At 49.7% G+C, this 13,906-nt stretch carries 13 protein-coding genes; 8 read left to right on the forward strand and 5 right to left on the reverse strand.

The features are described from left to right. Window positions 1–74: 74 nt before the first annotated feature. Entirely contained in the window at window positions 75–491 is a 417-nt protein-coding gene (gene tnpA / locus CRO57_RS10005; protein WP_097154017.1) for an IS200/IS605 family transposase, read from the reverse strand. A 379-nt stretch (window positions 492–870) separates the two neighbouring features. Between tnpA and CRO57_RS10010 the strand changes: the two genes are divergently transcribed. The 6 genes from CRO57_RS10010 to CRO57_RS10035 all read left to right on the forward strand — a co-directional run bounded on the left by CRO57_RS10010 (window position 871) and on the right by CRO57_RS10035 (window position 6,517). Further along, window positions 871–1,506 carry a thiamine phosphate synthase gene (locus CRO57_RS10010; protein ID WP_097153326.1) on the forward strand — a complete coding sequence of 212 codons (636 nt, stop codon included), beginning with the start codon at window positions 871–873 and terminating at the stop codon, window positions 1,504–1,506. A 30-nt stretch (window positions 1,507–1,536) separates the two neighbouring features. Further along, the gene (locus CRO57_RS10015; protein WP_097153327.1) at window positions 1,537–2,568 is read left to right on the forward strand and encodes a tetratricopeptide repeat protein; all 1,032 of its coding nucleotides are present in this window, start codon (window positions 1,537–1,539) and stop codon (window positions 2,566–2,568) included. Between the two features lie 225 nt (window positions 2,569–2,793). Next, window positions 2,794–3,357 (forward strand): elongation factor P, encoded by a 564-nt coding sequence (gene efp / locus CRO57_RS10020; RefSeq protein WP_097153328.1) that lies wholly within the window; start codon window positions 2,794–2,796, stop codon window positions 3,355–3,357. Between the two features lie 94 nt (window positions 3,358–3,451). Continuing rightward, window positions 3,452–4,246, forward strand: a complete 795-nt coding sequence (locus CRO57_RS10025; RefSeq protein ID WP_097153329.1) for an inositol monophosphatase family protein — start codon at window positions 3,452–3,454, stop codon at window positions 4,244–4,246. A gap of 192 nt (window positions 4,247–4,438) precedes the next feature. Beyond that, a complete protein-coding gene (locus tag CRO57_RS10030; RefSeq protein ID WP_097153330.1) occupies window positions 4,439–5,476 on the forward strand; it encodes a flagellar motor protein MotA in 1,038 nt (345 codons plus the stop codon). 12 nt (window positions 5,477–5,488) lie between these two features. Beyond that, the gene (locus CRO57_RS10035; protein WP_097153331.1) at window positions 5,489–6,517 is read left to right on the forward strand and encodes a peptidoglycan -binding protein; all 1,029 of its coding nucleotides are present in this window, start codon (window positions 5,489–5,491) and stop codon (window positions 6,515–6,517) included. 21 nt (window positions 6,518–6,538) lie between these two features. Here the strand turns inward: CRO57_RS10035 and CRO57_RS10040 are convergent, their stop codons facing one another. Next, window positions 6,539–8,335 carry an ABC transporter transmembrane domain-containing protein gene (locus CRO57_RS10040; RefSeq protein ID WP_097154018.1) on the reverse strand — a complete coding sequence of 599 codons (1,797 nt, stop codon included), beginning with the start codon at window positions 8,333–8,335 and terminating at the stop codon, window positions 6,539–6,541. A gap of 275 nt (window positions 8,336–8,610) precedes the next feature. On the opposite strand from CRO57_RS10040, the gene rpmE reads away from it, so the two are divergent. Then, the gene (rpmE, locus tag CRO57_RS10045; RefSeq protein WP_097153332.1) at window positions 8,611–8,835 is read left to right on the forward strand and encodes a 50S ribosomal protein L31; all 225 of its coding nucleotides are present in this window, start codon (window positions 8,611–8,613) and stop codon (window positions 8,833–8,835) included. A gap of 122 nt (window positions 8,836–8,957) precedes the next feature. Here rpmE and CRO57_RS10050 read toward each other — a convergent pair whose 3' ends face one another. The 3 genes from CRO57_RS10050 to rcdA all read right to left on the reverse strand — a co-directional run bounded on the left by CRO57_RS10050 (window position 8,958) and on the right by rcdA (window position 10,582). Continuing rightward, entirely contained in the window at window positions 8,958–9,446 is a 489-nt protein-coding gene (locus tag CRO57_RS10050) for a 2-thiouracil desulfurase family protein (protein ID WP_097153333.1), read from the reverse strand. Window positions 9,447–9,485: 39 nt separating this feature from the next. Next, window positions 9,486–9,875, reverse strand: a complete 390-nt coding sequence (locus tag CRO57_RS10055) for a GFA family protein (RefSeq protein WP_097153334.1) — start codon at window positions 9,873–9,875, stop codon at window positions 9,486–9,488. A 167-nt stretch (window positions 9,876–10,042) separates the two neighbouring features. Next, window positions 10,043–10,582 (reverse strand): protease adaptor protein RcdA, encoded by a 540-nt coding sequence (gene rcdA / locus CRO57_RS10060; RefSeq protein WP_097153335.1) that lies wholly within the window; start codon window positions 10,580–10,582, stop codon window positions 10,043–10,045. Between the two features lie 1,298 nt (window positions 10,583–11,880). Here rcdA and CRO57_RS10065 point away from each other — a divergent pair. Next, entirely contained in the window at window positions 11,881–13,887 is a 2,007-nt protein-coding gene (locus tag CRO57_RS10065; protein ID WP_097153336.1) for a HAMP domain-containing methyl-accepting chemotaxis protein, read from the forward strand. The last annotated feature ends 19 nt before the right edge of the window (window positions 13,888–13,906 follow it).

Raw genomic sequence — 13,906 nt, forward strand, 5'->3', positions numbered from 1 at the left:
TCGATTTTACAGGCGTCAACACCCGTATGCTGGCACATTACGATGCCGCGATGGGAGGACGGCAACCATCCCATCTACCGACTGATGTCGGTAGGATTTTGCACGTGCCTTTCAAGGTACTGAAGTACAATATCTTCGGTAATAGCTCCGTTCGTGGTCGAAAAATATCCACGACCCCAAAAGTGCTTCCCCCAGTAGCGTCTTTTAAGCTGGGGGAATTCTCGCTGCACCTTGTGAGAAGACCGCCCCTTCATTTTGCGCATGAGATCGCTCACCGACAGGTTTGGTGGAACAGATACGAACATATGGACATGATCGAGAGAAAGTGCTCCATGGATGATTTCCACCCGGTTCTCAGAACAAACCTGTCTCAGAATCTCTCTCACACGCAATCGTATATCGCCAACCAAGACCTTGTAGCGATACTTGGTCGACCAGACCAAGTGATAACGATGGTAGAAAACGCAATGTTTGCCTTTGTCGTATTGCATGATCATACTATCCAGAAAAATGAACCTCTAATCCCATTGGGCGGTTCATTTTTCTGGATAGTATGATCACCCTCATTTCCCTGCGCTGAAGCCAGCTCGTCTGAAGACGAGGGGTTTAAACCCGAAAGTCGATACTAAAAGAGCATATCTCATTTGAGACGAAAACGCCGGTTGGTCACCAATCGGCGTTTTTTGTTAGGCAAAAGCTTGGAAAAATGGCCCCCTCTCCCTCCCTTGCGACAATTGCACTTGCACCCATGTCGGATATTGAGGATATCAGGATAACCAATTTTTGCCGCAATGGCCTGCCATAGAGCCTTAACACCGGCTTTAAGAGAAGACTTGATAGGTCTTCCAATGCCAAGGACAAGATCGACCCATGCAAAGCACACAAATCTATCTCATAACTCCCAAACATATTGATCTGGAGATTTTTCCAGCTCAATTGAGCGAGGCAATCGCCGGAGGAGGCATTGCTGCTTTGCTGATCGATTGTGATGCCAAGCTTGATACCGAATTGCAAAAAATTGCCCAGACCCTCGCTCCAATCGCCCAAGCAAAAGACATTGCAGTTGTCTTGCGTGGTGACAGTCGCATTGCAGGTCGCACCAAATGCGATGGCCTGCATATTGACGGTGATCTGGAAGCCATTTCCGAGGGAGTCGAAGACTTCTCAAACCGCTTCATGACCGGGGCAGAGGGTACCAGCAAGCGCCATGAAGCCATGCAGCGTGGCGAAAGCGGCATTGATTACATCATGTTCGGCCGCCTTGATGCACCGGAAGAAGATGAGACTTATGCTCAACCCTTTGAAATGGCAGATTGGTGGTCAAGCTTGTTTGAAGTTCCAGCTGTAATCGTGTCTGGCTCGTCCATGAACAATTGCGAGCAAGCTGCCAAGGCTGGCATAGAATTCATCGCCCTGCGCTCTGCAATCTGGAACCATGAACAAGGCCCTCGCCTTGCTATCCAGAAAGCCAACGGCATTCTTGCGCAATACGCCATCGAAGAATAACTGAGAGATAAGGGCAAATAAGGAAGATCCATGCCAAAGCCTACCAAGACCATAGTCCGAGCAAGCAAGTATTCTCCCGCCCACCGGCACGCTGCGGGTCTGCTTGTCCTGTTACTGGTTGGCTTATCGTCTGTTCAATCTCTCTCAGCGCAGGAAGTTGGCAAGCCGACGGCACCGATCGAAATCGCCCCGACAACCAATGCAAATCCGTTCAATGTGCCCGATGAGGAAACCTCTCCTGATGCACCTTATGATGCCTTTCAACGTGGACGTTATCTGAAAGCATTTGATCTTGCCATCAAATGGGCTGGTAGAGGCGATGCAGCCAGCCAGACATTGTTGGGAGAATTATACAAAAACGGACTTGGAATACCGCAAGACATCAAAGAGGCGGTCAAATGGTTTGAATTGGCAGCCGAAAATGGTGATCGCGAAGCACAATTCGCCCTTGGCCTTGCCTACGCCCGGGGCGAAGGCGTTGGACGCGATTTGGAAAAGGCTATTCAGCTTTTTGAAAAGGCCGCCGAGCAAAATCAAAAAGATGCACAATTCAATCTTGGTTACATCTATTTGCAAGGCCAAAGCCGTCGTCAGGATCTGACCAAGGCCATGGACCTGTTCACCAAGTCGGCCCAAGCTGGTCTGGCTGATGCCCAATATGCCCTCGCGTCTATCTATCAGTCAGATTTTCTGCCGGTCCCCAATTTGGATCAGGCAAGCTATTGGATGCAAAAGGCTGCTCAAAATGGTTTCGCTGACGCACAGCTTGAGCTTGGACTGATGCTATTCAAAGGCAAAGGCGTACAAAAGAATGAGCAAGCCGCAATTTCCTGGATAGCCCAAGCCGCCAACAACGGCAATATTCTGGCACAAAATCGTCTTGCACGCATTCTGGCACGTGGTCTTGGAACCAAAGCTGATCCCGTCACAGCAGCCAAATGGTATCTGCTCTCAAGAAGGGCGGGCAAAAAAGATGATTGGTTGGAGAATTTCTACAACAATCTCTCCCCTGACCAACAGGCGAAAGCTCAGGTCCAACTGGAACAAAACAGCATCTGGTAAGCAGATCAACACAAGCAAACAATAGATTTCATCATCCGGTTATGGGATATTTCGGCACCGATCTGCCCGATTTTTCGGGGCAAGCTGGAAAAAATCCAGCGTAAGTCTTGAAAAATCCTCGAGAGTGTGGTCCTAGGGCGGTAGACTTTTTTCTGTAAGATTTTTGCACGGCCCAGAGCTCCCTCCTGACGGAGGCCTATGGCCCTGCCAGCGAGATGACATATCATGAAGATCAATGGTAACGAAATTCGCCCCGGTAACGTGATCGAACATCAGGGTACCATCTGGGTTGCGGTAAAAATCAATGCGGTGAAACCCGGCAAAGGCGGTGCATTTGCACAGGTAGAGTTCAAGAATCTCATTGACGGACGCAAACTCAACGAGCGTTTCCGCGCAACCGAAACCGTAGAGCGAATTCGTCTTGAGCAAAAAGATTTCACCTATCTCTATGAAGAAGGTGAGAATCTGGTCTTCATGGATACCGAAACCTATGAACAGCTCGAACTCAACAAGGACTTTGTTGGTGAACGCGCAGCATTCCTGCAAGACGGCATGGCCGTCGTCGTGGAACTGCATGAAGAACGCCCTATCGGCATTCAGCTTCCAGATCAGGTAACCCTGGAAGTAACCGAGACCGAACCTACCATCAAAGGCCAGACCCAGTCTTCCTCCTACAAGCCTGCAATGCTGGATAACGGCGTTCGTTGTATGGTGCCTCCATTCATCACCACTGGTGAAAAAATTGTCGTTGATACCAACGAAATCACCTATGTGCGCCGTGCCGACTAGGCTCTAACGACTTTCAATTCTTAGCCATGCGCAGCGCTCGGAGTGACGAGATGCAGCGCATGGCTTTTCCCTTTTAGACAAGGACATATACCACATGGCCCGTTCAGCCCTTCTCAACGTCATGGTCCAGGCCGCTATGAAAGCTGGCCGTCGTCTGTCTCGCGATTTTGGCGAACTGGAAAACCTGCAGGTCTCTCGCAAGGGCCCTGGTGACTTTGTTTCCAATGCCGATTATCAGGCCGAAAAAATCCTGCGCGAAGAATTGCAGAAAGGCCGCCCGAATTTCGGCTTCCTGATGGAAGAAAGCGGCGCGGAAGAAGGTTTGGACAAAAGCCATACCTGGATCGTGGATCCACTGGATGGCACCACCAACTTTCTGCATGGCATACCGATGTTTGCCATTTCCATTGCCTTGAAGCATGAAGATAAGATCATCGCCGCCGTAATCTACAACCCGGCAACCGATGATCTTTTTACCGCCGAACGTGGCCGCGGAGCTTTCCTCAATGATCGCCGCATGCGTGTCGCAAATCGTGAAGATTTCAATGATTGTGTGGTCGCAACCGGTGTACCGCATCTTGGCCGCGGCAAGCACAAGGACTATCTGGGTCAGCTTGAAGCAGTAATGGCCGATGTCTCCGGCATTCGCCGCATGGGTGCTGCTTCTCTTGATCTGGCATATGTGGCGGCAGGTCGCTTTGATGGTTATTGGGAAGAATATCTCAATGCCTGGGATATAGCGGCAGGCATCCTCATGGTCCGCGAAGCCGGTGGTTTTGTCACCGATATCAAAGGTGGTGACAAGATGCTGGAAAACGGCACCATCGTCGCGGGCAATGAGACCATCCGTAAATATATCATGCGCAACCTCAAGCGTGCGCAAGGATAACCAGAACAAACCTATTGCAAAGCAACACCAAAACCCGGCACAACCCGTTTTTGGTGTGGGTCCGACAAAATTTCAATTTTGCTGCTTCGCAACCGGTGAAAAACGAGCTATGTCTTTAAGGGTCGGATTGAGTCTCAATCCGGCCCTTTTTTCGATGCAGGCTTCGGCAAAACCGCGAAAAGTTGGACAAAGATGACTGATGTAGATCCCTACAAGCTTGCCAGCCCACAGCGTTATATGTGGCGCATGCTGATTTTTATCGGTGCAGCGGCTTTTATTCCTCTCATCCTGTATCGCCAGATCATTGAGGCTTTTTGGGCCAACCCTTTGCTGAATTCGATGATTTTCATCGTACTCGGAGTTGGCATCTTTCTGGCCTTGCGACAAGTTGTCCGACTATTTCGAGAGGTCAAATGGGTTAATAATTTTCGGCTCGGAGATCCCGGGTTGGAAGTTGCACGTCCTCCAATTTTGCTGGCCCCCATGGCAACATTGCTTGGGGATCGAGTTGGTCGCATGGCAATTGATACATCCACCATGCGTTCCATTCTCGACTCCATCGGGATGCGCCTGGATGAAGCACGTGATATCTCGCGCTACCTCACTGGCCTTTTGGTTTTTCTTGGCTTGCTCGGCACATTCTGGGGCCTCTTGCAAACAGTAAGTTCAGTTGGCGACGTCATTCGCTCTCTCTCGGTTGCCTCCAACGATGTGGGTGTCGTGTTCGAGGATCTGAAAGCCGGTCTTGAAGCCCCTTTGCAGGGCATGGGCACAGCCTTCTCATCCTCTCTGTTTGGTCTTTCTGGTTCCCTTGTCCTCGGTTTTCTGGATCTGCAAGCAGGCCAGGCCCAAACCCGGTTCTACACCAATCTCGAAGATTGGCTATCCACGGTCACCGATATCCGCTCCGATGATCTGACTGATCCACTGGCAGCACGCAACAATGGAGCTGGTACAGCCACGTTGCCAAACGACCAACTGGTTCGCTCTCTGGAGCAGCTGACAGCCAAGCTCGACAATTTGCCAGCAGCTGACGCCAGCAGTGGACGCAACGCCAACAATGCCATGGCCAATCTGGCGGAAGGCATTCAGGGACTTGTGCAACATATACGCTCCGAACAGCAATTGATGCGCGACTGGGCCGACCAGCAGTCCACTCAACAGCAGGACATCAAGCAGCTTTTGGAACGTCTGGACAGTGTCCTTTCCCAATCCGACGGCCAGGAATAAGGGACAGCTTCCATGGGTTTGTCACGCAACAGACGCAATGATCCAAGGGCCGATTACTGGCCAGGATTTGTTGATGCCATGGCAACCTTGCTGTTGGTACTCATTTTCCTGCTAACCGTGTTCATGGTCGCACAATTCTTCCTCAGCCAGGAAATCTCCGGCAAGGACACAGTTCTGAACAAACTCAATAACCAGATTGCTGAACTGACCGAATTACTGGCTCTCGAGCGCGCAGGCAAGCAGGATCTGGAAGGCTCACTGCTCACCTTGCAATCCAATCTCTCCAGTACGGAAGCCTCGAGAGATCGCTTGCTCACCCAGTTGGAAGCCCAGGCCGGCGACAAGGATAGCGCCGGAGGCCAGATTGCTGCCCTGAGCAAATCTTTGGAAAGCGAAAAGGTTATCTCCCAGCGAGCTTTGGCCCAGGTGGAATTGCTCAATCAACAAATTTCTGCACTACGCCGCCAGATCGCAGCCTTGGAAGATGCTCTGGAGGCATCCGAGACACGTGATCGCGAAAGCCAGACCAAGATTGCCAGCCTCGGCAAGCGTCTCAATATCGCTCTGGCCCAGCGCGTGCAGGAGTTGAACCGCTATCGCTCGGACTTCTTTGGCCGTCTACGCGAGATCCTGTCCCAACGTTCCGATATCCGTGTGGTTGGTGACCGTTTTGTCTTCCAATCAGAAGTTCTGTTTCCTTCAGGAGCGGACAACATGAAATCTGAGGGCAAGGCCGAGCTTGATCGTCTGGCAGAGGCTATTTTGGAGCTGAGCCGCGAAATCCCTGAAGAGATCAACTGGGTTCTACGGATTGATGGTCACACCGATGCACGCCCAATCAACTCCGCACGCTTCCCATCCAACTGGGAACTGTCTACCGCGCGTGCCATTTCCGTTGTGAAGTATCTGATCTCCAAAGGCGTACCGCCAACCCGGCTGGTCGCTGCAGGTTTTGGCGAATTCCAGCCGCTTGAAGAGGGCGAGAGCGAAGAAGCTCTGCGTAAGAATCGCCGCATCGAACTGAAACTCACCCAGAGCTAACCATTGGCCTACTTTTGAGGATCAGGAGACTGTTGCAGCCTCTTCAATCCGCTCTTCATAGCCGAACTGCAAACGCGCCAGACGAGCGTAGAGACCGCCTTTGGCAATCAGGCCTTCATGATTGCCCTCTTCGATCAGGCGCCCCTGATCAAGAACCAGAATGCGGTCGGCTTTCTTCACGGTCGCCAGGCGGTGAGCAATTACCAATGTGGTGCGCCCGACCATCAATTCATTCAACGCTTCCTGCACCAGTTCTTCGCTTTCAGCATCCAGAGCTGATGTAGCCTCATCAAGCAGCAATAACGGCGCATCTTTCAGAATCGCACGAGCAATGGCCAGACGCTGTCGCTGACCACCGGAGAGCATCACACCGCGCTCGCCAACGGACGTCTCATAACCATCACCGAGATGCTGGATAAATTCATGAGCATGAGCAGCTTTGGCAGCACTTTCAATTTCCGTTCTGTCTGCTTCTTGTCGCCCCATGGCAATATTCTCAGCCACTGACATGGCAAAAACCACAGGTTCCTGCGGAACCATGGCCATGGCATGACGAAGAGAGGCCAGATCAAGGGTGCGTATCTCCTCGCCACCGATCCTGATCATGCCATCGCTCAAATCATAGAAACGCATCAGCAATTGAAAGAGAGTGGACTTGCCCGCACCAGATGGTCCGACGATAGCAACCGTCTCACCTGCCTTGATCGAAAAACTCAGATCCTTGAGGATTTCCTTTTCAGGATGGCCGGGGTAGGCAAAGCCAACATCATCGAAGTGCACATCAAGCTTCTGATCTGCTACCAAATGGCGCCCCTCAGCCGGACTCTCAATCATCACCTTTTCATCCAGCAGCTCAAACAAGCGCTCAGCGGCACCAGAAGCTTGAGAGATTTCACCCCAAACCTCGCTCATGCCACCAAGGCCAGCAGCTGCCAGCATAGAATAGAGAACAAATTGGCTAAGCGCCCCGGCAGACAAATTGCCTGCTGCTACATCCTGGGCTGCAAACCACAAAACACCGATGATGGAGGAGAAGATCACAAAGATGGCAAAGGCCGTCAACACAGCCCGTGCCTGCACCGATTTCTGCGCGGCTTCAAAGGCCTCCTCGATTCGCGCTGAGAAAAAACCTCGTGCTCTCTTTTCCTGACCAAAAGCTTGCAAGATTCGCATCGCACCTATGGCTTCAGTCGCAAAGGCAGAGCTATCCGCCAGGCGATCTTGCGCAAAACGCTGCCGTCCGCGAACCCAGCGTCCAAGAGCCACCATGGGCAGAACAATGAAAGGCAGAGCCGCCAACACCATGGCCGACATGGACGGACTGGTATATACCATCATCGCTCCGGCCCCGACAAAGAGCAGAAAGTTACGCAATGCCATGGAAGCACTTGCTCCAACCGCGGATTTGATCTGTGTGGCATCGGCGGTCAGACGGGAAATCACCTCTCCTGAACGGGCCTGATCATAGAAATGCGGGGAAAGAAGCGTCAGCTTGGAGAAAACATCAGAGCGCAGATCATTGACCACCCGCTCGCCCAGAACAATAACAAAGTAATAGCGAAGTGCGCTGCCCAACGCCAAAAAGACCACGACCAGGAGCAGCCATCCTGCATACTGATCGACAAAGCCGATATCTCCCTGACTCAAGCCCTGATCCACCAATCCCCGTACAAAGGTTGGCAAGGACAGGGTTGCACCAGAAGCAAGCAAAAGCGAGAATAGCGCCATAAGCACCAGTCTTTTATACCGCAAGGCATAAGGAGCCAACCGCATCAAGGGTTGGAAAGAGCGCGCATTGGACGCGGCTTTCTTGGTCATGAAAATTCCCGCTGGTTTGGCATAAAGCATAAATGATGGACTTAACCCCAAATGAGGCCCAACATGGTCCGGCTATACGCATTTTTCTGACTCAAGATAGGTTACAGGCTTGTATATCTCAACAGCCTGCGCTATAGGGTCCATCAAATTATTTTGCGGCTGTGCGGCGGCCTACGCCCGCAGCCGAAACTTTTGGATCAGTTCGCCCTAGTGATCACCTCTTGGAATAGAGGATACGGACGCGGCCTGAGGCCCAGTATTAAGGACATCCGACGATGAAAAAAGACATTCATCCTGAGTACCACACCATCAAAGTTGTGATGACCGATGGTACCGAATTCGAAACCCGCTCCACCTACGGTAAAGCAGGCGATACCCTGAACCTGGATATCGACCCAACCAGCCACCCAGCATGGACCGGTTCCAACAACCAGCTGCTGGACCGCGGCGGTCGCGTATCTCGCTTCAAAGACAAATTCTCTGGTTTCCTGGGTTCCTAAGTGTATTCCCGAAAAGTTGTACGACTTTTCGGACAAGAATTCATGCGAAGATGCCCCAGATTGCCATCGAGATCAAAAAAGCCCGGCTCTGCCGGGCTTTTTTCGTTTGGAAACTCGAGTTTCTAATGCTCTAATCTCAATGCCAATTCTTTGAGCTGATGCTGCGCGAAAACTTCGATGCCTGCTTGCCGCAAGGCAGCTGTCACCACACCGATCCCCTCTCGCTTTTCTCCATCATGTCTGCCGCTATAAATGCGCACACTACCACATGAGGGGCTTCCATCTGTCAGAATGGCAAATCGACATCCGGCATCCAGTGCAGCCCTCACAGCGATTCTGGCACCCGCCACAAATCCATCCGTCACATCCGCTCCAGTGACATCTTTCACACGAGCGCCGTGATCAAGAACATCTGTCCCGGCCATATTCGGCTCGATTTCAGCTGGCGGGCGTGGTGTCGGAAAACCGCCCTCAACCTCTGGGCAGATGGGAACAAGCAGGCCCTTCTCTTTCCAAAGATCCAGTAACTGGCTCTCAAGTGACAATCCACGACCGTTATAGCGAACTGGCTGTCCCAGCAGACAGGCACTAATCAGTATTTTCTGTGACATATCGCTATCCTTCAAAAGACAAACAGAACCACCAAGGGACTATTCAAAGCACTCTGCCTCTTCGCGTCCACATTCATATTGTTTCATTTTGGGAAATTGTGGCAACCAGGCTTCGCGGCGCACGGTCCAGATTTCATAGCTTGGTATAAACTGATCGGGTGCATCCAGCGAACCAAGATGCACTTCAATCTCATCATCACTGCACGCAAAGACAGATGACCCACAATTGGGGCAGAAGCTACGCCCTTTATAGTCCCGCACCTCACCTTCAATCTTCACAGCGTCTTGCCCAAAGACGGCAGCCGCATAGAACAAAGCGCCATGATGCTTTCGGCAATCAAGACAATGGCAGATACCGACCCGATATGGGAGACCCGTGGCAACATAACGGACAGCACCGCAACTGCATCCTCCTTCAAAGCGTTCCATAATACCTCTCTCCGACAAGTTTTCGCTTTCGAAGATAGATCACTTATCTGAAACAGGAAAGAACTACCGGAAAGCCGACCAAGAGCTGGGAGAAGCCTGCACGCAGACAATAAAAAAGCGCCGTGTGGCGCTTTATTTGTATTATGCAAGGATCTGTCAGCCGTGGATTAATCAGCCTTGGCAGCAAAGGCGCTGGCAATCATGCCGATCTGGTCGCTCACTGGGTTGCTGACCACAACAGGCACCTCAGTCTCTGGAGCCTTGTTATAGATCACATCATCCAGATGACGGATACGCTTTTGCAAGTGTAGGGAGCGCTCGATCAGATCGCGCAAACGCGCTGGCAATTCTTCCCAGCCCGGACCATCCTTGGCAGAACTGAGACCATGCAAACGCACTTTGTTCTTTTCCTGACCAGCCTGTTCAGCACTCATCTCGCCTTCATTGACAGCGCGCTGCAACAGCAACCAGGACGCCATCTGCATAAGACGAGTGGTCAAACGCATGGATTCGGTCGCATATGCCAGACTTGCCACACGTGGCAAATTCTTGGCCTCATCACGTCCCTCCCCATCCAGATAATCGGCAGCTTCTTCTACCAGCGCCATACCATCTCGAAACAGGGTTTTGAAACTGTCTGAATCAGCAAGTTTGGCGCCAAAAGCTACAGGATCGTCTCCTGTACGGATTTTACGCTTGTCTTTCATGTGACCTCCAACTCTCTGGTCCTGCCTAGCATGCCTTCTGTCTCATTTTCAAACAGACTATCCGCGCACACATGAATTGCGAGAATATCAAGCACAAACCATGCCAATTACCAGATTAACTCTTGACAGCTCTATTAATCGTTAATTTTAGCAGAACTCACCTGCCAAAATAAAGAGCAGCACATCCATACCCCAATCAGCCGATCAAATCTGCGCAAAAACGCTGATCATCCAGCACAAAGCCCAAATATGGTTAAGATATGACAGCAAATTGTTATACCGGGAGAGATATGTCTTGAGCCTGCAAAGCAACCAGAAGCAAGCCTTCATGCATATGAAGACAAAAAAAGAGCCGCGATAGGCGGCTCTCAGGAGTTAACAGGGAGGCGTCAAACAGAGTGACAGGAGCCACTCAATATCCATATGATATGGATAAGTTAATTTAAGCTATAAACAATTAACAAATAGTTAATAAATCAAATTTTTCAAGATAAATTTACCATTTTCTTTTACACATCAAAGACCAATAAGTAGTTGCGAAATTAATATATGAAAGCGGTAAAATTTATCAAGGCTTCTCTATTACAGAATAAACTCAAAACATTCGACTATTGAAAATACAATTTGTCGGAACACACACCCACGTCAATATATTGAGCTACGGGATCCGATAGACCCTGCACTTCTTAAGCTCAGGGCCCATTAATCAAGCGAATTCTGCGAAAACAATTTTTCTCATTGGCAAGGAGGAAAGCCGCGACAATATGGTTCATTTTCAAGGCTATCCGGCGCAGTCAATGGGCGAAAGTACCTCGCCATTCGGGTTTGCCGTGAAGTACCCATCTATCGAACCAATGACTGCAAAAAGGGCACCATCCCTATTTTGTCATTGGTTCATCAATATGAATACTTCACGTTAAACAGAATATGCAGAATTAATGGAGCCTAAACCTAAAGTTCGGACTTAATCAAACCATTTGACTGGGGCAATTTGGGTAGCATCTTTCCATATCCTTCCAGAGAAATAAGCATTCCCGCCTACAAATCCCGTGGGTCAAATTTGGATGACGCCCATTCTGCAATACTTGTCAGAGTGGCATTATCAAAGTCAATTTCCGATGAATTCAAAAAACAGACAATAAAAAGCATGCTTTAATTATATGAAGAATAAAATTAAGATACAACCATAAATAGAATTTAGTAATAACGAAGTAACTTAAGTATAAGTGATTTTTACATTAACGTATATTTAAGTACAACTATGTAAATTTTCTGAAACTTGACATAAAGGTGGCCATATGTTTCAGAATTTCAAAATTTCGACAAAGATTTTTTCCGGATTTGGAATGATCTTGTTTTTGTTGGCGGCTATCGCCTCTTTCGGTGTCTTCACACTAAGCAGCGGTAACAGTGACTTCAAACAATATCGGTCCATTGCTTTGCAAACCAACCAGGCCGGACGGATTCAGGCAAATTTGCTGGAAGCTCGCCTTGCAGTGAAAAACTTCATCATCCATGCGTCCAAGGAAAATGTTGAAACTGTAAAGACCCGTGCTGGAAGCACTCTTAAACTGAACCAAGAGTTCAGCAAAATGCCGGTTAGCGACAAAGACAAACAAGTCATAGCTGAAACTGACAAGAATCTTACCGAATATCTAAGTACATTTGAAAAAGTGACGTCTCTTCAGGACAAACGCAATGAGTTGGTTACTGGTACACTCGATGCCACAGGTCCAAAAATGGAAAAGGACCTGACCAGGATCATGCAGAGCGCATATGAGGACAATGATACATCCGCTGCTTTTCTTGCTGGAATGACACAGCGCAATTTGCTTCTGATGCGTCTCTATGCGACCAAATATCTGGTAACAAACGAAGAAGAAGCGTTCCAGAGAGTTCTGAAAGAATCCAAGGCAATGAAGGCCGCTCATCATGAGTTGTCACAATCTTTACAGAATCCCACCCGAAGGAAATTGGCCGCCGAAGTCACCAAGTTGCATGAAAAATATGATATCGCCTTCAAGCAAGTCCACGACACCATTGTATCACGCAACAACCTGATCTCCGGAACACTTGATCGCATTGGCCCAACGGTTGCCAAATCCATTGAGTCAGTCAAGTTGAGGGTCAAGGCAGAACAGGATACGATTGGTCCCAAAGCAAGCACCAATATGGAACAGGCAGTAACAACGACAATTGTCGTATCCGTCATTGGCATTGTTCTGGGTCTCATCGCTGCCCTTGTCATCGGACGCATGATTTCTCGTCCAATCCAAAACATCACAAAATCGATGTCTCAATTGGCTGAAGGCGACAAAACGGTCGAAATTCCAGGACAATCCAATAAGGATGAAATCGGTGACATGGCCTCGGCAGTTCAGGTTTTCAAGGCCAACATGATCAAGGCCGATGAACTTGCAGCACGAGAGGCCAAAGAGTTGGAACTTAGAGATGCACGAGCTCAACGGATCGAAGAGCTGACCAATCAGTTTGATACCCAGGTGGCGAGCCTTCTGCAGGATGTTTCCAGCTCCGTGTCCATGGTCGATAGCAATGCGTCGGTCATGTCAGGCCTTGCAGACGACACCAACCATCGATCGACAACAGTTGCAAGTGCGGCTGAGGAAGCATCAGTGAACACCCAAACGGTAGCAGCTTCAACCGAAGAACTTTCCGCATCAATCCATGAGATTGGCCGCCAGGTAGAGAAATCTTCCGAGATCACCTTGCATGCGGTGGAGCAAGCCAACAACACCGATCAACAGGTGCAGAAGCTCTCCGTAGCCGCTCAGAAAATCGGTGAAGTAATCGGATTGATTTCGGAAATTGCCGAACAAACCAATCTGCTTGCCTTGAATGCAACAATTGAAGCAGCCCGTGCGGGGGATGCTGGCAAAGGCTTCGCAGTCGTAGCCGCAGAGGTAAAGGAACTGGCTGATCAAACCTCCAAAGCGACGGGTGATATCAGTCAGCAGATCAATAATATTCAATCAGAAACCAACGATGCGGTCAGCTCCATCAAACAGATCACTGAAACCATCAACGAGATCAACACAATTGCATCAAGTATTTCGGCAGCTGTAGAACAGCAGAGCGCAGCAACAACCGAGATTTCAAGCAACGTGACACAAGCATCCGAGGGCGCCAGAGAAGTGACTGAAAACATCATTGAAGTGACCAAATTTGCCTCACAAACCGGCGAAGCATCCATGGATGTGAAATCAGGAGCCAAGGAACTGAATGATAAATCCAAAGCATTGAACTCAATCATCAAAACATTCCTGGACGATGTGAAAGCAAGTTAAGGGCTGCAAGACAACGGCA

It is taken from the genome of Cohaesibacter gelatinilyticus (assembly GCF_900215605.1).
Lineage (GTDB): Bacteria > Pseudomonadota > Alphaproteobacteria > Rhizobiales > Cohaesibacteraceae > Cohaesibacter > Cohaesibacter gelatinilyticus.